This window comes from Candidatus Pelagibacter sp. (genome assembly GCF_965262185.1).
GTDB lineage: Bacteria > Pseudomonadota > Alphaproteobacteria > Pelagibacterales > Pelagibacteraceae > Pelagibacter.
This window is the reverse complement of sequence record NZ_OZ253498.1, coordinates 634,813-654,455: the sequence shown is the minus strand read 5'-3', so window position 1 is coordinate 654,455 and position 19,643 is coordinate 634,813. Positions and strand designations below refer to the sequence as shown.

Annotated in this window: 22 protein-coding genes and 1 tRNA gene; 8 read left to right on the top strand and 15 right to left on the bottom strand. The window is 28.2% G+C overall.

Features of this window, described 5'->3' with window-relative positions:
- Position 1 precedes the first annotated feature (1 nt).
- Genes crtI through ACQY31_RS03605 form a run of 9 tightly spaced genes read right to left on the bottom strand, consistent with a single transcriptional unit; the run spans position 2 to position 7,500 of the window.
- The gene (gene crtI, locus ACQY31_RS03645; protein WP_428080958.1) at positions 2–1,462 is read right to left on the bottom strand and encodes a phytoene desaturase family protein; all 1,461 of its coding nucleotides are present in this window, start codon (positions 1,460–1,462) and stop codon (positions 2–4) included.
- Between the two features lie 39 nt (positions 1,463–1,501).
- Positions 1,502–2,014, bottom strand: coding sequence for an ATPase (locus ACQY31_RS03640; RefSeq protein WP_428080956.1), 513 nt, complete (start codon positions 2,012–2,014; stop codon positions 1,502–1,504).
- Positions 1,989–2,576: a F0F1 ATP synthase subunit B gene (locus ACQY31_RS03635; protein ID WP_428080954.1), complete on the bottom strand. Its 588-nt coding sequence runs from the start codon at positions 2,574–2,576 to the stop codon at positions 1,989–1,991. The genes ACQY31_RS03640 and ACQY31_RS03635 overlap by 26 nt, the downstream gene beginning before the upstream one ends.
- 4 nt (positions 2,577–2,580) lie before the next feature.
- Entirely contained in the window at positions 2,581–2,808 is a 228-nt protein-coding gene (locus ACQY31_RS03630) for a F0F1 ATP synthase subunit C (protein ID WP_006997791.1), read from the bottom strand.
- A 17-nt stretch (positions 2,809–2,825) separates the two neighbouring features.
- The gene (locus tag ACQY31_RS03625; RefSeq protein WP_075506408.1) at positions 2,826–3,560 is read right to left on the bottom strand and encodes a F0F1 ATP synthase subunit A; all 735 of its coding nucleotides are present in this window, start codon (positions 3,558–3,560) and stop codon (positions 2,826–2,828) included.
- A gap of 9 nt (positions 3,561–3,569) precedes the next feature.
- Positions 3,570–3,845 (bottom strand): AtpZ/AtpI family protein, encoded by a 276-nt coding sequence (locus tag ACQY31_RS03620; protein ID WP_428080948.1) that lies wholly within the window; start codon positions 3,843–3,845, stop codon positions 3,570–3,572.
- Between the two features lie 9 nt (positions 3,846–3,854).
- Positions 3,855–6,428 (bottom strand): chromosome segregation SMC family protein, encoded by a 2,574-nt coding sequence (locus tag ACQY31_RS03615; protein WP_428080946.1) that lies wholly within the window; start codon positions 6,426–6,428, stop codon positions 3,855–3,857.
- 8 nt (positions 6,429–6,436) lie between these two features.
- Positions 6,437–7,015, bottom strand: a complete 579-nt coding sequence (locus ACQY31_RS03610) for a thioredoxin domain-containing protein (RefSeq protein WP_428080944.1) — start codon at positions 7,013–7,015, stop codon at positions 6,437–6,439.
- Entirely contained in the window at positions 7,012–7,500 is a 489-nt protein-coding gene (locus tag ACQY31_RS03605; protein ID WP_428080943.1) for a DUF721 domain-containing protein, read from the bottom strand. Before ACQY31_RS03605 ends, ACQY31_RS03610 begins: the two co-directional genes overlap by 4 nt.
- Here ACQY31_RS03605 and ACQY31_RS03600 point away from each other — a divergent pair, their 5' ends adjacent.
- Together ACQY31_RS03600 and ACQY31_RS03595 are read left to right on the top strand one after the other, a co-directional pair.
- Positions 7,501–8,487, top strand: a complete 987-nt coding sequence (locus tag ACQY31_RS03600; protein WP_428080941.1) for an A/G-specific adenine glycosylase — start codon at positions 7,501–7,503, stop codon at positions 8,485–8,487.
- Positions 8,484–9,629, top strand: a complete 1,146-nt coding sequence (locus ACQY31_RS03595) for a salicylate 1-monooxygenase (RefSeq protein WP_428080939.1) — start codon at positions 8,484–8,486, stop codon at positions 9,627–9,629. Before ACQY31_RS03600 ends, ACQY31_RS03595 begins: the two co-directional genes overlap by 4 nt.
- Here ACQY31_RS03595 and ACQY31_RS03590 read toward each other — a convergent pair.
- The 3 genes from ACQY31_RS03590 to ACQY31_RS03580 all read right to left on the bottom strand — a co-directional run bounded on the left by ACQY31_RS03590 (position 9,626) and on the right by ACQY31_RS03580 (position 12,077).
- Positions 9,626–10,696 (bottom strand): site-specific DNA-methyltransferase, encoded by a 1,071-nt coding sequence (locus tag ACQY31_RS03590; RefSeq protein ID WP_428080937.1) that lies wholly within the window; start codon positions 10,694–10,696, stop codon positions 9,626–9,628. The genes ACQY31_RS03595 and ACQY31_RS03590 overlap by 4 nt on opposite strands.
- A 104-nt stretch (positions 10,697–10,800) precedes the next feature.
- A complete protein-coding gene (locus ACQY31_RS03585) occupies positions 10,801–11,361 on the bottom strand; it encodes a ribonuclease HII (RefSeq protein ID WP_428080935.1) in 561 nt (186 codons plus the stop codon).
- A complete protein-coding gene (locus tag ACQY31_RS03580) occupies positions 11,361–12,077 on the bottom strand; it encodes a uracil-DNA glycosylase (RefSeq protein WP_428080933.1) in 717 nt (238 codons plus the stop codon). Before ACQY31_RS03580 ends, ACQY31_RS03585 begins: the two co-directional genes overlap by 1 nt.
- Positions 12,078–12,091: 14 nt before the next feature.
- On the opposite strand from ACQY31_RS03580, the gene ACQY31_RS03575 reads away from it, so the two are divergent.
- The 4 genes from ACQY31_RS03575 to ACQY31_RS03560 all read left to right on the top strand — a co-directional run bounded on the left by ACQY31_RS03575 (position 12,092) and on the right by ACQY31_RS03560 (position 16,007).
- Complete coding sequence (locus ACQY31_RS03575; protein WP_428080931.1) at positions 12,092–13,780, top strand: tetratricopeptide repeat protein; 1,689 nt, start codon at positions 12,092–12,094, stop codon at positions 13,778–13,780.
- Complete coding sequence (locus ACQY31_RS03570) at positions 13,777–14,619, top strand: 4-(cytidine 5'-diphospho)-2-C-methyl-D-erythritol kinase (RefSeq protein WP_428080929.1); 843 nt, start codon at positions 13,777–13,779, stop codon at positions 14,617–14,619. Before ACQY31_RS03575 ends, ACQY31_RS03570 begins: the two co-directional genes overlap by 4 nt.
- Positions 14,620–14,653: 34 nt before the next feature.
- Positions 14,654–14,727, top strand: a tRNA-Gln gene (locus ACQY31_RS03565).
- A 5-nt stretch (positions 14,728–14,732) separates the two neighbouring features.
- Positions 14,733–16,007, top strand: a complete 1,275-nt coding sequence (locus tag ACQY31_RS03560) for a CCA tRNA nucleotidyltransferase (protein ID WP_428080927.1) — start codon at positions 14,733–14,735, stop codon at positions 16,005–16,007.
- Here ACQY31_RS03560 and greA read toward each other — a convergent pair.
- The 3 genes from greA to ACQY31_RS03545 are packed head-to-tail and all read right to left on the bottom strand — an operon-like array spanning position 16,004 to position 17,772.
- Entirely contained in the window at positions 16,004–16,480 is a 477-nt protein-coding gene (gene greA / locus ACQY31_RS03555) for a transcription elongation factor GreA (protein WP_428080925.1), read from the bottom strand. The two genes, ACQY31_RS03560 and greA, sit on opposite strands and share 4 nt — an antisense overlap.
- Positions 16,481–16,484: 4 nt before the next feature.
- Complete coding sequence (gene hemF / locus ACQY31_RS03550; protein WP_428080923.1) at positions 16,485–17,312, bottom strand: oxygen-dependent coproporphyrinogen oxidase; 828 nt, start codon at positions 17,310–17,312, stop codon at positions 16,485–16,487.
- 1 nt (position 17,313) lies between these two features.
- The gene (locus ACQY31_RS03545) at positions 17,314–17,772 is read right to left on the bottom strand and encodes a tRNA (cytidine(34)-2'-O)-methyltransferase (protein WP_428080921.1); all 459 of its coding nucleotides are present in this window, start codon (positions 17,770–17,772) and stop codon (positions 17,314–17,316) included.
- Positions 17,773–17,863: 91 nt separating this feature from the next.
- On the opposite strand from ACQY31_RS03545, the gene petA reads away from it, so the two are divergent.
- Positions 17,864–18,373 carry a ubiquinol-cytochrome c reductase iron-sulfur subunit gene (gene petA / locus ACQY31_RS03540; protein WP_428080919.1) on the top strand — a complete coding sequence of 170 codons (510 nt, stop codon included), beginning with the start codon at positions 17,864–17,866 and terminating at the stop codon, positions 18,371–18,373.
- A 7-nt stretch (positions 18,374–18,380) separates the two neighbouring features.
- Positions 18,381–19,643 (top strand): cytochrome b, encoded by a 1,263-nt coding sequence (locus ACQY31_RS03535; RefSeq protein ID WP_428080917.1) that lies wholly within the window; start codon positions 18,381–18,383, stop codon positions 19,641–19,643.

Genomic DNA, 19,643 nt, shown 5'->3' with positions numbered 1-19,643 from the left:
TCTAAATCAATTTATCTAATACTTTTGCCGAGGAAAGTACTCCCGGTACCCCTGCGCCTGGGTGTGTTCCTGCACCAACAAAATACAGACCATCATAAATTTCTGATTTATTATGAAATCTAAAATAAGCTGATTGAGTGAATTTAGGCTGAATTGAAAAACCTGATCCATATTTTGTATTTAGTTCTTTCTCAAAATAATCAGGCGTAAGATAAAAATCTGATACAATATTACTTCTAAGATTAGGCATTAAATCTTTTTCCATTTTATCAATCACAAGGTTTTTCATTATTTCACCTTCTATTTGCCAATCTATATTTGATTGATTATTGGGAACTGGTACTAATACATAAAAACAATCACTTCCCTCAGGAGCCATACTCTTATCTGTTGCAGAGGGTCTATGGAGATAATAGCTAATATCGTTATTTAATTTTTTATGATCAAAAATATCATCCAGATGTTCTTTATATTTGTTTCCAAATTTAATTGTATGATGTTCAACGTTTTCATAGACTTTTTTGGTTCCAAAATAATAAACAAATAAACCCATTGAATAGTCCATCCTCTTTTGTTTCCAATCAAACAGCATTGAATTTTTTAAGTTTTTACTAGTCATTTTTTCATAAAAAGCAGGAGGGTCTGCATTACAAATAACGTTATCAGCTTCGATAATCTCTTCGTTGTTAATTACAACACCAGTAATTTTATTATTCTTATTAATAATTTCTCTTACCTCAGTATTTTTTATAATTTCAATTTCTACTTCCCCCATTAACTTTTCAAATCCTTTAATTATATTTCCTGTGCCACCCATTGAATAATGAATACCCCATTTTTTTTCCAAATAAAGAATTAGCCCATAAATTGAGGTAGTTGTGAATGGATTTCCACCAACCAACAATGGATGCATACTAAGCATCCTTCTTAATTTTTCATTTTTTACATAAGACGATACTAATGAATAAACTGATTTATAACTCTTTAGTTTTAATAATGCTGGCAGCTGTTTCATCATAAAAAAAGGTTTATCAAATGGAACATCTGCAAGTTCTAAAAATCCTTTTTCAAAAATTTTTTTGGTAAAATTTACTAAATCTTCATACCCCTTAACATCTTCTTGATTTAAATTTTCAATTTGTTTTTTCATTTCTATTTCATCACCTGAGTAATTAAATTTAGTTTGGTCTTCGAAAACAAATTGATACCAAATTTTAAGTGGAGTTAATTTTATGTAGTCCTCAGGATTTTTATTGAACAAACTGAATAGTTCATTAATTAAATATGGAGCAGTTATTACTGTTGGCCCAGCATCAAAAGTAAAACCATCTTTTTTAAAAACTCTAGCTCTTCCACCTAGATCTGAATGTTTTTCTATTAATTTTACTTTATGTCCTTTGGCTCTTAGTCTTATTGCTGCAGCAATACCACCAAATCCAGATCCAATAACTATAGAATTCATTACTGTAACTTATAGCTTTTTCAGGAAATTGTAACCGTATTATGAGTTTATTTTTTTTAGCTGTTCTTTAGTTTCTTCTAAATTTTTTTGAAATACAGCATCTAGTTTTGATTTATCAACTGATGTAGTTATGATTTTTTTTACTGAGTCTACCGCTATTTTGATTGAAGCATCTTTTATTTCTTTCAATGCAGCCTCTTTCATTTGGCTAATTTTATTTTCAGCCAAACTCTTTTTAATTTCCGATGATTTATGAAATTTATCATTTAAATCTATTATTAATTTATCCGACTCTTTTTTTGCATTTTCCAAAATTTCATTACTTACAGAAGTTGCGGTATCTAATTTTTTTTGAGCATTATCGAGCAAAGTTTTTGCTTCTGTTCTTAATTTTTCACTTTCATCTATCTCATTTTTGATGTCAGAAATCATACCATCGAGCATTTGAGAAACTTTTTGTGGAATTTTAAAGTAAACTAAAACCCCGATGAAGATTACAAATGAAATTGCTACCCAGAAAGTTGCATCAATTGCCATAGTATTTATCTCCATTTCTTCTAGATAGATCGTCAACAATTGCTGATATACTGCTATTATTTACTTCAGCACCAATAAGTTTTTGAAGTAACTCAGATGACGTTTCTATAGCAATTTTATTTATTTTATCAGGCGCATTATCTCTTAAAGCTTGGATTTCTTTTTCCGCTTTAGCTATTTCGTCATCTATTTGTTTATCAAGAACGTCTCTTTTAGCATTTATATCTTTAACTGCCTTTTCTCTTGCTTGATTAAACATAGCATTAGCTTCAGTTTTGCTTTTTAAAATTATTTGATCATATTCTTTAAGTTTGGTCTCACTATCTTCTCTTTGTTTTTCAGCTGCCTCAATATTTTCTAGAATTTGAGATTTTCTAGATTCTAAGTTGTTACTAATTTTTGGAAGAATTAATTTAGATAAAACCAAATACATTATCCCAAAAGTAAGTACCAACCAGAAAATCTGAGAAACCCAAAACTCTGGATTTAATTGAGGCATACCTCCACTTTCAGCGGCAAAAGCTTCTTTAATGAAAAAGAAGCTTAAAAATATTAGATGAAGATATATTTTGACCATTAACCTAAAACGCAAATAAAATAATCAATGCAACAACTAACCCAAATAATCCTGTTGCTTCAGCAAGTGCAAAACCTAAAAGTAGGTTAGGAAATTGTTTCTGAGCTGCTGATGGGTTTCTCATAGCACCTGATAAATAATTTCCAAAAATTATTCCAATACCAACACCGGCACCAGCTAAAGCTATTGCTGCTAAACCTGCTCCGATCATTTTTGCTGCTTCTAATTCCATTATATCCTCCTCTGTTATTAATGGTGTAAATTTAATGCATCATTTAAATAGATGCAGGTTAAAATTGCAAAAACATATGCTTGAAGAAAAGCAACTAATATCTCCAAACCAGTTAATGCAACTGAAAAACTTAGTGGAAGCCATCCACCAACTATTCCAAGACTAATTACAAAGCCTCCGAAAACTTTCATCATTGTATGACCAGCCATCATATTTGCAAATAATCTAACTGATAGACTTATTGGTCTACTCAGATAAGAAATAATCTCAATTACTACTATTAAAGGAAGTAGTACCGCTGGTACTCCACTTGGTACAAATAATTTTAAATATCCAAAACCATGTTTAATAAATCCTATTACTGTTACACCAATAAAAATAAATGCAGCAAGAACAAATGTAACGATAATATGACTAGTTACGGTGAATGTATAAGGTATCATTCCAAACATATTGCAAAACAACACAAACATGAACAAAGAAAAAATAAATGCAAAATATGGTTTTGCTTTAGAACCTGCTGTATCACTAATCATTTTAGCAACAAAGGTGTAGCTAAGTTCCGCTAATAACTGAATTTTATTTGGTAAGATTGAATTTTTCTTAGATCCTAAATTAAAAATTAATAAAATAGAAACTGTACTAATAATCATAAACAAACTTGCGTTTGTAAAAGATATATCAAATGCTCCAACTTTTATTTCAGGTCCAATTCTATAAACATCGAATTGTGACATTGGGTTTGCTGCCATAGTACTAACTTATTTTTGCATCTTTTTTGCAGATTTAATCACATTTGTTATCCCAGCGATCACCCCAACAAAAAAAAATATTAATATAAACCAGGGTTTAGTACCAAAGGTCTTGTCAAAAATAAACCCAATAATTGTCCCTACAGCCACTGCAGATACAAGTTCTGTGCTCAATTTGAATGCAGTTCCAATAGGTGACGGGTCATCCTTCTTGTTATAAAGATTTTTCTTGGAAATCTTGCTTTTTGCAATCTCTAAGCGAGTTTTAAAAGGGTCTTTTGCCATTTATATTGTTTAAGCAACCATACTTTCTGCTTTTTGAAGGTCTACAGCAACCAGTTGGCTTATCCCTTTTTGTGGCATAGTTACTCCATATAGCCTGTTCATTTTAGACATTGTCAATGCGTGGTGAGTAACAATTATAAATTTAGTGTTAGTAATTTTAATTAATTCCTCAAGCAAGTTACAAAATCTTGTTACATTAGCATCATCAAGGGGAGCGTCTACCTCATCCAAAACACAAATTGGAGAAGGGTTGGTTAAAAATACTGCAAAAATTAAAGATAGGGCGGTTAGAGCTTGTTCACCACCAGATAATAAAGTTATAGATTGAAGCCTTTTTCCTGGAGGGCTAACTAACATTTCTAAACCAGCTTCTAATGGATCATCAGAATCTACAAGTTCAAGTTTTGCATTTCCACCATTAAAAAGTTTTGTGTAAACCTCATTAAATTTTCTGTTAACTTTTTCAAATGCTTCAACCAGTCTTTCTCTTCCTTTTTGATTTAGCTCATCAATACTGTCTTTAAGTTTAACTATTGCTGTAACAATGTCACTACGATCTTGTTCCATTTTTTTAATTTCTTCTTCATACTTACTAGTTTCTTCATCTGCTTTTAAATTAACTGAACCTAATTGATCCCTTTCTTGTTTCTTTTTATCTAAAGCATCTTCTTGATCAATATGATTTGGAAGCTCTTCAACTCCAAATAAATTTGAATTTTCTAATATATTTTCTTCAGTTAAATTTAATTCTGTATTAATTCTATCAAGCAAATCATTTTTTCTTTTTTGCAAACCTTCAATGGTTGCACCTGAGCTTGCTTTTCTTTCTCTAATTTGAATTGATTGCTCTTGTATTTCATTTAATTGTGCTCTTAGCGTTTCAATTTTTTTATCAGTTTCTTCTATAATTTTTTCATTATCAATTTTTTCTTCATCAGAAATTCTTAAATTTTCAGAAATTTGACCTTTTCTTTCTGCTTGTACTCTTGGTTGATTTTCTAAATCATTTAATTGTTTAGACAATTTATTTTTTCTTTCAGTTAATTCATTAACCATTTTTTCTGAATTAGATAAAAGATTTTTCCAGCTTGATATTTCGGTCTCTATAGTTTTTATTCTTTCATTTCTTTTGACAGATTCATTTTTTATTGATTGATTTTTACTATATGCATCAGCATATTTTTCTTGAAGAACTTTTATTGTCTTTGATTTTTCATTGACATTTAATAGTTCAGTTCTTGATTTTTCATTTTTTAAATCACTAATAAAATTGTCTAATTCCATTGAACATCTATCTAAAAGAGCAAATGCTTGGTTGATTTCATTCGCATCTATTAATTCTTTAACTCTAGAAATAGAGTTTTTTACATTTTTTATGGGGCCAATACTTATTTTAATTGTATCTTTTGCTAAATTATTAACAACTTCATCAACTGCATTTTGTTCTCTTTCGAGTTCATTCTTAGCATTTTCTAAATCTTCGTTAGACATTTTTTCAGTTTCAAAATATTTTGAATCTGTTTCAATCAAATCAGATTTTTCCTCTTTTAACCTTTTCTCGTTAGAGTTAGCATCAATAATAATTCCTTTTTCTCTTGCTATATCCTCATCCAAAGTTTGGATTGATTTTTTAATACCTTCAATTTCGTCCTGAATTCTAGTATTTTCCTCATCTAGGCTTTGAAGTTCTAAATTTAGCCTTTGTATCCTAGATAAATTCTCAATATTTTTTTCTCTTAATGGAGCAACTTTGTCTGTTGAGATCTTTATTAAGTTTTCAAGCTCAGATATCTGGTTATTAAAACCTTCTACTTCACCTTCTGCTTCAGCATTAATTTCGTTCTCAATTTTAATTTCCTTTTCAATTTCCAATAATCTCAAATAATATAATCCTGCTTCTATTTTTTTTATTTCTTCTGAAATTAATTTATATTTGGTGGCTTCCTCAGCTTGCTTTTGAAGATTTGCTAATTGCTTTTCCTGTTGACGTCGCAACTCATCAGCTCTTTTTAAATTATTTTCTGCTGCACCAAGTCTAAGTTCAGCCTCATGTCTTCTTACATGTAAACCAGAAATTCCAGCAGCCTCCTCAAGTATTGCTCTTCTGTCAGTAGGCTTTGCTGTCACTAAGGCTCCAATTCTTCCCTGACTAATCATAGAAGGAGAATGTGCGCCTGTTGAAAGATCTGCAAAAAACATTTGTGCATCTCTTGCTCTTACCTCTTTGTCATTAATATAAAATTTAGAACCCTTATCTTTTTCAATTTTTCTTCTAACTTGTATATTTTCTAATTCACGATATTGAATAGGACCTTCTTTTTCTTTGTTCTCTACTTCTATGGAAACTTCAGCAATATTTTTTGATGCCTTATTAGATGTCCCTGAAAAAATTACATCTTCCATTCCTGAACCTCTCATACTTTTTGCAGAGGTCTCTCCCATTACCCATCTTAAAGATTCTACTATGTTTGATTTTCCACAGCCGTTAGGACCAACTATTCCAGTAAGACCTTCTTCTATTAAGAAATTTGTTTTTTCAGCAAATGATTTAAATCCATTTAATTGGATTTTTTTAAACTCCATGCACTAACTTATATCATTTTTTCTAGTGCTTTTTTCAAATTTTTATAATTAAGTTTTTTCTCGAATTTTTTGTTGTTGATTATTATCGTAGGGGTTGCGTTTACTTTGAAATTTTTTGCACCCTCTATTCGGTCATTTAACACAAAATCCTCAATATTTTTGTTGTTCACACAAGATTCAAAATCTATAGAGAAACCCTCGTTTTTTAAAAATATTTGAAGATTTTTATTTGCTTCCTCAATAGAGCTTCCCTTCACCCATTTTTGCTGGTTAGCATATAAACTTTCCAAAATATCAGCATTCCCATCATTTTTACACTGAGCAACTTTTGCAGCATTGAAGGCGGCAATATCTAAAGGAAAGTTTCTAAACTCTATTTTAGCAATCCCTGTATCCAAATATTCTTTTTTAAGTTCTGGATAAACGTTTTTATGAAAATTAGCACAATAGCTACAAGTTAATGATTCAAACGCAATTATAGTTATTTTTGCGTCTTTATTTCCAACGATAATTCTTTTTATTTCTTCAGCATTTAAATTTGAAAAGCTTCCCAAAATAATTATAGCAAGTAATATAATTTTTCTCATTTTTCTTTATAAACTTTTGTTAATTCTGTTAATGATTTTTTAATTTTTTCGTTTTTAACATCTTTAATTTTATCTTGATATTTACTAATTGCCACATTATTTGATTTAGCTTCATTCAAACTGCTGTTTTTTTGTTCGTCATCAAAGCTAATAAATTTGAGCTTTTCAACAACATCGTAGCCGAAAAAATTATTCATTTTATCTAAAATATTTTTTTTTGAATATTCTACATCCACTTCATGGCCTCTTTTAACCATTACAACTAAAGTACTCACACCAAATCGATTTAAGTTTTTGAATGTTTTTGGAAAACAGACTTTAAACAATTCATTCCCTACTAAATATTTCCAATTACTGAGTGTTTCTGAATATATATGACCTTTTTTATGAATAATTTTTTTTAAATTTTTTGGTAAAGTGTCTTTAAAAGATCTTAACCCTTGAATGCTAGTATTTCTCTGCTTAGTATTATTTTTAAATTGCATATGAAAGATCTAATAATAACAAATAAAATTCTCAATTGGTACGATATAAATAAGAGATCTTTACCTTGGAGAAATAAGGTTTCACAAGAAAAGAAACAATATTTTACATTGGTTAGCGAGTTCATGTTGCAACAGACGCAGGTTGCTACTGTGATACCATATTTTAATAGATTTATTAATAATATTCCTAATATTGAAAAGTTATCAAAATACAATGATAAAAAATTAATCAAACTTTGGGAAGGTCTTGGATATTATTCAAGAGTTAGAAATTTAAAAAAAACTGCTCAAATAATTGTTAAAAAATTTAACAAAAAAATACCTGAAGATTTTTATGAATTAAAATCATTACCAGGCATTGGCGATTATACAGCAAGTGCAATTTCAGCAATTGCATTTAATAAACCAATAATTCCTTTGGATGGAAACATTGAGAGAGTATTAAAAAGATACTTATATTTAAAAAAACAAAGTCAAATTAAAAAAGAATTCTTACAAGATCAAAAAAAAATTTTTGGTATATCAACAAAAAGATCAAGCGATTATGCGCAAGCTTTGATGGAACTGGGTGCATTAATTTGCAAACCTACAAATCCTACTTGTAACAAATGTCCATTATCTAATAATTGCAAAGCATTTAAAAATAAAAATTTTGATTTAGTGAAATTCAAGAAAATTAACAAGGAAACATATTATAAATTGAATGTTTATAAAAAAAATAATCAATATTTATTAATCAAAAATAATAAATTTAATTTTTTGAAAAATTTAAATATTTTTCCAATGGATCAATTAAATAATCCTAAAAATTTTAGTAAAGATTTAAATTTTAAAATATCTAATATGAATATGAATATCAAAATTGAATATAAGAAGAAGCACAACTTTGAGAAAAATATTAATTGGATAAATCCTACAAAACTTCAAAATTATGTACTCCCGACATTTACCAAAAAGATAATAAAATTTTTAGAAAGTCAAAAATGAAAAAAATAGCAATTATTGGCGCAGGGATTTCGGGTCTGTTTATAGCTAATTTATTTAAAGGAAATAAAGATTATCAGGTCACAATTTATGAAAAAAAAACTTCATTAGAAATAGAGGAAGGTTATGGTATTCAATTATCTGTAAATAGCGTAAAGCTATTAAACAAATTAGGCTTCTCTTCCTTGTCGGACAAAGAGAAATTTAATCCAAAAAAAATTGATTTTTATGAAATTAAAAATTCAAAGAAAATTTGTGATTTAAATATTTCAAAATTTAATTCTGATGATTGTAAGTACACAACGTTGAAAAGATCAAAATTACTTCACTTTTTAATAAATGGATTAGATAAAAATTCAATCAAGTTTAACTGCAGTTTAGATAAGATAGCATACAGTAATGACTCAATAAATTTAAATTTTGATCAAGATAAAATAACTTGTGATCATTTAATTATTTCAGATGGTGTATTTTCAAAAGGAAAGTCATTAATTTCGAATAATAATTCAGAACCAATTTACAATAACACTATCGCTGTTAGAGCCAGTGTATCCAAAGAACTTCTTGATAATATAAATGAGGAAAATATTTCTTTATTTTTAGGATCAGATTTTCATTATGTATTATATCCACTTAATAATGATAAAAAATTTAATTTTATTGGGATATTGAAGAATAAGTTAAATTCTGAACAGCAAAAAAATCACAATCTTTGTGATGAAAGTACATTTATTGAGAGCATTAAACAAAAATTATCCAAAAAAATTTCATCAAAAGTATTTCAGAGTCTTGAAGATATTAAATTGTTTCCAGTATTTGTAAGTAAAAATCCATTTATTCCTCCCAAAAATATTTATTTAGTTGGAGATGCTTTTTTTGCATTCTCACCTTCTTTTGCTCAGGGAGCCTCACAATCAATAGAAGGAGCCAATCAATTATATGAAATTATAATAAACCAAAAAAATGATTTTTATAATTCTAGATTAGAGAGAGTAAAAATGATTAATAGAAGATCTAATTTTAATCAATTTGCTTTTCATTTATCAAATCCGATTATGATCTTTTTTAGAAATATTTTTTTAAAGCTTTTGACTAAAAATAAAAAATTTCTGCAAAGTTATTTAGGTAAAATTTATAAAAATTAATTTTTAGAAATTAATCTTTGTCTCAAGTAATCGATTGGGTAGGTTCGGCCATTAATATCACAATGCCAAAATGTCCAACCATTGCAGCTTTCAGCTCCTAAAATAGTAGCTGCAACTTTATGAATAGAACCTTCCGCTTGGTTGTGTTTGATACTACCATCAGCCATTATTCTTGCGGTTATTTTTTTCTTATTATCAAAAATATTAGTTCCAGGCTTAATTATTCCAAGTTCTACCAATGATCCAAACGGAATTCTTGGTTTTGATCTATTATTTTTAAGTGTATCTAACAAATCATCTTCAATTGGTTTGGTAGTCTTTATACGTTCCTCAGCAGCTTTAAAATAATTCTTTTCTTTTTCTATACCAAAATAATTTCTCCCTAGTTTTTTTGCAACTGCAGCAGAAGTTCCAGAACCTAAAAAAGGATCAAGAATTAGATCATTTTTATTTGATGTAGCTAGTAAAATTCTGTGTAAAAGTGATTCTGGTTTTTGAGTAGAGTGAATTTTTTTTCCATTTTTTTTAAGTCTTTCAGAACCATTGCAAATAGGAAGATTCCAATTAGATCTCATCTGAAGATCATCATTTAAACATTTTAAAGACTGATAATTAAATGTGTATTTTGATTTTTCACTCTTAGAAGCCCATATTAAAGTCTCATGAGCATTTGTGAACCTTGTACCTCTAAAGTTAGGCATTGGATTATTTTTATTCCAGATGACATCATTTAGTATCCAGAAACCTAGATTTTGTATTGCAGTTCCTACTCTAAAAATATTATGGTAACTACCTATAACCCAAATAGCTCCATCTTTTTTCAAAATCCTTTTGCATTCATTAAGCCATTCATAAGTAAACTCATCATATTTTTTAAAATTTTTAAATTGATCCCACTTGTCGTTTACAGCGCTGACTTTTGATCTATCGGGTCTAATCAATTCACCTTTTAATTGTAAATTATATGGAGGGTCAGCAAAAATTAAATCAAAGGTTTCACTTGGAATTTTTTTTAATTCTTCGAGACTGTCTCCGTTAATTATTTTATTTTTAAAATCAGATTTCATTTGTAAAAATTAATTAGACTCCAAATGGATTCTTCGGTCAACCTGTGATTGAAAAAATTGGATTCGATTTGTGTATCGAATTTTAATGATAACTAGATGTAGTATTAAGTTAACCTAGATATAGGAGAGAAAGTTTTTCTATGATGTTTAGTTATGCCTAGTTTCTTTAATGCTTGTAAGTGTTGTTTGGTGCCATAACCAAAATTTTTATCCCAATGATAACCTTTGTTTTTTTTTGATAAAGTAGCAACAAATCTATCTCTTGATACCTTAGCTATTATAGAGGCTGCTGAAATTGAAGGAATTTTTTTATCGCCCTTTATGATTGATTTCAATTTATAATTTTTTAATTGTGGAATTTTGTTTCCATCTATTAATACAAGAGTTGGTTTTTTTGTTAATTTTAATATAGCTCTTTTCATAGCTAGTAAACTTGCATTTAGTATGTTGAGTTTTTCAATCTCACTAACAGAAGCTTTACCTAATGACCAAATTGAATTTTTTTTAATATAATTAAAAAGGTATTCTCTCTTTTTTTTACTCAACAGTTTTGAATCTTTTAAAATTTTTGGATCCACAGATTTCTTTAGAATGACAGCAGCAGCATAAACAGGACCTATTAAACTACCTCTGCCGACCTCATCAACACCAGCTATTAATTTCATTAAATTTTTAATTTTAACTCTTTAACTTTTTCTCTTATTTTTTTTAAATCTTCCCATGAATATTTTTTATTATCTGGATATCTAATTAAATAAGAAGGGTTAAAAGTTATCATTAAAGGATAAGTATTATTATTTAAAATTATTTCCTTCCATTTACCTCTTTCTGAAGATATTTTTTCATTAATCCCAGTAACAGCTTCCATAGCTGTGCTACCCATTAAAATTATAATTTTGGGATCAATAATAGATATATGTTCTTTTAAAAAGTTTGAGTAACGTTTAATTTCTTGTGAAGTTGGTTTTCTATCCTCTGGTGGTCTAAAATTTATTGCATAACTTGTATAAATATTTTGTCTCTTAATATTTATTGCTAACAACATTTTGTCTAAAAGCTCTCCACTTTCTCCTTTAAAAGGGTTTCCAACTTTGTCTTCAATTTCACCTGGCGCTTCCCCGATTAACATTATAGGACTATCAATATTTCCTTCTCCAAGAACAATATTTTTGGAATTATTTCTTATTTTACAATTTTCAATTGAATTTAATTGTTTCTTTAGATTTTCTAATAAATCTTGTTTATTTCTTTGATTGATATCACTTTCTTTTTTTACCTCAGAAAACCTATTAATAGGTTTTTTATCAAATACAAAATTGGCTTCTATTGTATTTATCAATTCTTCGTTTAATTTGTCGTTTTGATTTATCAATTTTTTCACCTTACAAGGATTAAATGATATCTAAAATATTTAAAATCATATTATTATTAGCGTTATCCTATCAGACACCTGTTTATTCTAAAAGTACAAGTTTTAATGATTTCAACTCAAGAGATTTATCTAATTATTTTTCAGGTATTATAGCTTATGAAAATAGAGACAATTCAGAAGCTTTAAAATATTTCAACTTAAGCAAAGTTTTACTGAATAACCACGACAGTTATTTAAAAAGATATGTTAATTCTCTTGTATTGGAAAACAAAGTAGCGCAAGCAATAAATGTTGTAAAAAATAACTCAAAAAAAAGTAACACAGATTTTTTTGATGCATATATTTTACTAATAATTGATAGTTTAAAAAAAAATGATTTTGATAAAGCTAATATTTACTTAGATCAAAGTTTGAAATTTCAGGAAGAAAATAGAATTAATTTAGTAATTTTTGAAACTTTAAAGCAGTATATTTACACTTTTAAAAATAAAAAACTTTTACCTAATAAGAAAAATTTTGGAAACTTATCATTAATAGCTGAGGCATTTCAAAGATGTTATTATAATGATCAAAGAACCAGTTCTTTCTTTTTAAATTTAATAAATAGTCAACAAGGTGATTATTCAAGATATATATTTTTTTATATAAATTATCTTATTCAGAATAAAGAGTTTGATCAGGCAAAGTCAATAATTGATCAAATTGATTATATTGGTTCAACACTTTTGCTGACACAAACAAAAAGCTGGATAGATAATAATAAGTTTAAAAGTTTTGAAAAAATTTTCTCATGTAGAAATCACAATGATATAATTAGTGAATTTTTATTTTTGATATCAAATCTTTATTCATCACAAGATAATTTTGAAAAATCAAATTTTTATTTAAATTTATCAATATATTTAAATCCTAAATTTGAATTTAATTTATCACTTGTTGCAGAAAATTTCTTTGCAGATGGCGAATATAATAAGGTAAAAAAAATATTAAGAAAATTTAAAGAGACTGAAGAATTTTATTATTGGTTTAGAGTTAAAAAAGAAGCACAAATAATAGTGAAAGAAAAAAATTATGAAAAGGCAACAAGCTATATTGAGTCTAAGTTTAAAAATATTGAAAAACCTAACCCAAAGATGATTTTTGATTTAGCGAATTTTTACAAAAACTCTAAAAATTATGAACTTGCAATTGATTATTATTCAAAATTAATCTCCTCTCTAGAGGATAGCTCTGTAATTAAATCAGATATTTTATATCGAAGAGGTGGGAGCTACGAAAGATTAGGTAATTATGAGAAGTCAGATGAAGATTTACTTCATGCACTAAGGATAAGACCTGATGATGCATATGTCCTAAATTATCTTGCTTATTCTTGGTTAGAACGTGATTACAAAATAGATGAAGCGATGGAAATGTTAAAAATAGCATATAATTCAAAAAGTAATGATCCGTATATTATTGACTCAATTGGTTGGGCATATTTCTTGATAGATGAATATGGGGAAGCAGAAAAATATTTAAAAAGAGCTGTTGAATTAATGCCAGATGATCCAATAGTAAATGATCATTACGGAGATATATTGTGGAAGCTAGATCAAAAAATTCAGGCAAGATATTTTTGGAATAGTGTGTTGAACTTTGATGATACTGACGATGATATGAGAGAAAATATAAACAAAAAGTTGATTACTGGCTTAAAATCTATTCAATGAAATTAAATTTAAAATCTCATGCCAAAATCAATTTAGCTCTCAATGTAACAGGAAAAAATAATTCATTACATAAAATTGAAAGTATTATTAGTTTTATTGATTTGCATGATGTTATTTCAATAAAAAAAACAGGAGGTGAAAAACATAATATTTTTTTTCAAGGGAAATTTGCGAAAGGTATTGGAAAAAAAAATACTGTTCAAAAACTCTTTGAAATTCTAGATCGAGAAAGGTTGCTACTAAATCAAAAATTTAGAGTTTCTATAACAAAGAATATTCCCCAAAAAGCTGGACTTGGCGGAGGTTCTATAAATGCTGCGAGTATTTTAAATTTTTTAAATAAAAAAAAGCTAATTAAAATTAGTAAAAAAAAAATTTCAAAGGTTTGCTCTGAAATAGGGTCTGATGTAATTTTGGGTATAGAACCATCTAGTTCAGTCTTACTCTCAAACAATAAAATTAAAAAATTTTTAAATTGTCCGATTTTAAAAATGCTTTTAATAAAGCCCAATTTTGGTTGTGCGACAAAAAAAATTTATTCTAATGTTAGAAATTTTACAAAACCAAAATTTAACAATCCCAAAAAGAATATGTTTGGTTATAAATTTTTAAAAAATCAAACTAATGCCTTAGAAGATATTGCTATTTCAAAATACCCACAACTTAAAAAAATTAAGTTATTTTTAGAAAAGACTAATAATCCTGAGTTTGTAAGAATGACTGGGTCTGGATCTACAGTTATTGCTTACTATAAATCAGTCAAAGACTGCAATGTAGCAAAAGTTCAATTTAAGAGGAAATTTAATAATTGTTGGTTGAATGTATCAAAAACTATATAAATTTATTTTTTTTGTGTTATAGGAACTATAATATTGGGGCGTAGCCAAGCGGTAAGGCACGGGTTTTTGGTACCTGCATCCTAGGTTCGAATCCTAGCGCCCCAGCCATATATATGGATAAATTTTTAGATAAAATTTTTTTTAGGTCCAAAAATCTTAATTATATAAGCAAAAATATAAAAAAAATATCCCAGAACACTCCTGCAAAAAAAATTTTTGAAGCAATCAACAATTATTCTGAAAATAGTGAATTAAGATTTGTTGGTGGATGTATTAGAAAAATTATAAATCGAGAAGAAGTAGATGACATTGATTTAGCAACTAACATTACTCCAGATGAAGTTTGTGAAGCACTAAATAAACACCAAATTAAATTTTTTGAGTCAGGTAAAGAACACGGCACGATAACTGCAGTAATAAATGAAAAAAATTATGAAATTACCTCACTCAGAAAAGACGTTGCTACAGACGGAAGACATGCAAAAGTTGAATTTACTTCTGATTGGAAAGAAGATTCAAAAAGAAGAGATTTCACCATTAATGCTATTTACTCTGATAGTTTAGGAAATTTATTTGATCCACAAAATGGTAAGCTAGATTTAGACAAAGGTGTTTTAAAATTTATTGGAGATCCAGAAAAAAGAATTCAAGAGGATTATTTAAGAATATTAAGATACTTCCGTTTTCATATTAATTACTCAAAAGAAAATCATAAAACAGAGATAATTAAAATATTTAAAAAAAATATCAAAGGTATTTCGAATTTATCTTCTGAAAGATTATTAGATGAATTTAAAAAGACAGTTAAATCAAAAAATTTTCTCAAATTATTTGAAGATCAACAAAGTTTAGAAATATTAGAAATAGTATTTCCACAATTTAAAAATATTCATCATTTTAAGAAGCTAAATTCATTCAGTTCTAAAGTTATTAGCAACTTTGATTTTATTTTTGTAATTGCATTGCTGATTATTGATGAAACAGACAATACTGATTATTTCATTTATAAATTTAAAATCTCAAAAAAAGATCAAAAGAGGCTCAAATTAATTCACTATTTTTTCAAAGAAAAGGTGAATATTAAAAGTTTTACAGAAAAAAACTTTAATAAAATATTTTACTATAATGGCAGACAAACTGTAATTGATATAATTAATTTTAAATTGTTCTATTCAAGTAAGGTTGAGAATAAATTATTAAAACTACTTAAAATTTATGAAAACAAAACATTGCCTGAATTAAAAATTGGAGCAAATATTTTAATGTCTAAGTATAAAATTCCTGAGGGTAAAATTTTAGGTAATAAGTTAAAACTTATAGAAGAAACCTGGGTTCAAAACGGATTTCAAATTTCAGATAAACAGGTTGAAAAAATTGCAAAAAGTTAAATATATTTAACGTCTTTAATTTCAAAATTCTTTGTCCCAGAAGGGGTACTTATTTCTACAAGATCACTTTTATTTTTACCTATTAATCCTTTTCCTATTGGTGACTGAAAGAAAATTAATTTTTGTTTTAAGTCAGCTTCATCTTTTCCAACAATTTTATAATTTATTTTTTCTCCACTATCTAAATCTTCTAAATATACAGTTGATCCAAAAATTACTTTGCCCTCATTATTTAATTTAGTTACATCAATTACATTAGCTCTTGCTATTATGTCGTTTATTTCAGTAATCCTTCCTTCATTGTGAGATTGTTCTTCCTTTGCTGCATGATATTCGGCATTTTCTTTGAGGTCTCCATGTGATCTTGCTTCAGCAATTGCAGCAACTATTTCAGGTCTTTTCTTTTCTTTTAAAAAAATAAGTTCTTCCTCTAATTTTTTTAGCCCGTTTAAAGTTATAGGTTCTTTTTCCATTTTTTTATTTCCACTTAGCTAAAGGAGGTAACGACATTAAAATTCCTTCAACATTACCACCCGTTTGTAATCCAAATTTGGTTCCTCTGTCATACAGTAAATTAAATTCTGCATAACGACCTCTCTTAATATACTGCATCTCTTTTTCTTTTAAAGACCATTTTTTCTTAATTTTTTTTCTAATAATTTCATTAAAGATCATTTGAAAAGTAATCCCAACATCTCTTACAAATTTAAAATCTTTTTCGAAATTATCATTTTTATAATCAAAAAAAATTCCCCCAATTCCTCTAGCCTCTTTTCTGTGGGGTAAATAAAAATATTCATCACACCATTTTTTATATTTTTTATAATAATTTTTATTATGTTGATCACACATTAACTTCAAAGTTTTATGAAATTTATTCTTTTCATTATCATCTTTGATGGTCGGGGTTACATCCATTCCCCCTCCAAACCAGTTTTTTTGAGTGCTGATATATCTTGTATTAAAGTGCATAGCTGGAATGTGTGGATTTTGCATATGCATAACTACCGAAATTCCTGAAGCCCAAAATCTAGGATCTTTTTCTGCTCCTGGTATATTTTTTTGAAATTTTTTAGGAAATTTTCCATGTACCTTTGAAAAATTTACTCCAACTTTTTCAAAAATTTTTCCATTTTTTAAAATTCTATACTCACCACCACCTTCATCTTTTTTTGAGTTTCTTTTCCAAGAAGTTGATTTAAATTTAATTTTATTATTTTCTAATTCCAGTATGTCATTACAAATTGCATTTTGTAATAATTTGAACCAATTGCTTGCTAGGTCTTTTTTAATTGAATTGTCCATATTACATCAAATTATTTTGTCTTAAACTTTCAGCCAAAACTATTGCAACTGAGGATGCTATATTTAGAGATCTCGTTTTTTTATTCATTGGAATTTTTAGACGATCACTGATTAGCTTATGAACCTTTTCAGGGACACCAGCACTCTCTCTTCCAAATAATATTGTGTCATCATTTTTAAAATTAAATTTAGTATAATTTATAGAACCTTTTGTTGTCATTAAAACAATTCTTTGATTTTTTTTTTCTTCAAAAAAATGTTCTGAGCTTTGATAAAATTTAATTTTACTGTAGTCCATGTAATCCATGACAACTCTTTTAAATCTTTTGTCAGATAATAAAAATCCACAAGGCTCAATAATTTCTAATTCAGCCCCTAAACAGGCACATGTTCGTATAATTGCAGCTGTATTCTGTGGAATATCTGGTTCGTATAGCGAAATTTTAGGTCTAGTTTTCATTCATAATGTGTCATTCTTTCAGTAGAAAAATTACTGTTATCTTATAAGAAATCGTATATTAAATTAATATTTTAACAAAAAACTATTTAAAATGTCAGATAAAAAGCCAAAAAGAAGAGATTTTTTATTTACGGCGACTACAGCTGTAGGTGCCGTTGGAGCAGCAGCAGTAGTGTGGCCAATGGTAGATCAAATGAACCCAGATGCTTCAGTTAAAGCATTAGCAAGTACTGAGGTAGATATAAGTTCAGTCCAACCTGGAAATACAATTACAGTTCTATGGAGAGGAAAACCAGTTTTCATTAGAAGAAGAACTAAAGAAGAGATCGAAGAGGCAAGGTCTGTCAAAATGGAAGAATTAATTCATCCAGAAAAAGATGAGGATAGAGTAAAAAATCCTGAATGGTTAGTCATGGTAGGAGTTTGTACTCATTTAGGATGTGTGCCTTTGAATGATAAAGGTGATTATAATGGATGGTTTTGTCCATGTCATGGTTCTCACTATGATACGTCTGGAAGAATAAGAAAAGGACCAGCCCCATGGAATATGGAAGTTCCGAAATATGAATTCGTAAACGCAAACACAATTAAAATAGGATAGTTTATTTATGAGTGATCATGATTATAAACCTAAATCTAAAGTTGGTCAGTGGTTTAATGATAGATTACCGTTACTAACTCTTGCAAATCATTTAACGGATTATCCTACTCCAAAAAATTTAAATTACTGGTGGACATTTGGAGGAATTTTAACTTTTTGCTTAATTACACAAATTGTAACAGGATTAACTTTAGCAATGCATTACATCGCACATGCTGACATGGCATTCGAAAGTGTTGAACACATAATGAGAGATGTTAACTATGGATGGTTAATTAGATACATTCATGCAAATGGTGCATCAATGTTTTTTCTTGCTGTGTATATTCATATTTTTAGATCGTTGTTTTATGGATCTTATAAATCTCCAAGAGAAATAATTTGGATTCTTGGAATAATTATTTATTTATTAATGATGGCAGCTGCATTCATGGGCTATGTTTTGCCTTGGGGACAAATGAGCTTCTGGGGAGCAACTGTTATTACAAATTTGTTTAGTGCAATACCATTAGTAGGCGAAGGAATTGTAACGTGGTTATGGGGTGGATACTCAGTTGATAATCCAACATTGACAAGATTTTTCACTCTACATTACTTGATTCCATTTTTAATTTTAGGTCTAGTAGTTTTACATATTTGGGCTCTGCATGTACCTGGTAATAACAATCCAGTTGGTATTGATATTAAAAAACCTTCAAAGGATACTGTCCCATTCCATCCATACATTGTTATTAAAGATGGTTTTGCATTATTAATGTTTATGATTGTTTTTGCATTTTTTGTTTTCTATACGCCTAATATTTTAGGACACGCAGATAATTACATAGAGGCAAATCCAATGGTAACCCCAGCTAATATAGTTCCAGAATGGTACCTGTTACCTTTTTATGCAATATTAAGATCGGTACCAGATAAACTACTTGGAGTAGTTGCAATGCTATCTGCAATTTTAATACTTGCAGCTTTACCTTGGTTAGATACTTCAAAAATTAGATCAGCAGTATTTAGACCATTGTACAAACAATTTTACTGGATTTTAGTAGCAGACGTTTTAATCCTCGGTTACGTGGGAGCAATGCCTGCAGAAGGTCTCTATTTATTAATCGCAAGAGTAGCCACTGCTTATTATTTCTTACATTTCTTGGTTATTCTCCCAGTACTCGGGTTTAAAGAAAGAACATTACCTGTCCCACTAAGTATAACAGAACCTATTTTAGGTGGATCACCGAACTTAGCAGCCGCAAAACACAGAGAAAGTAAAATAAAATAA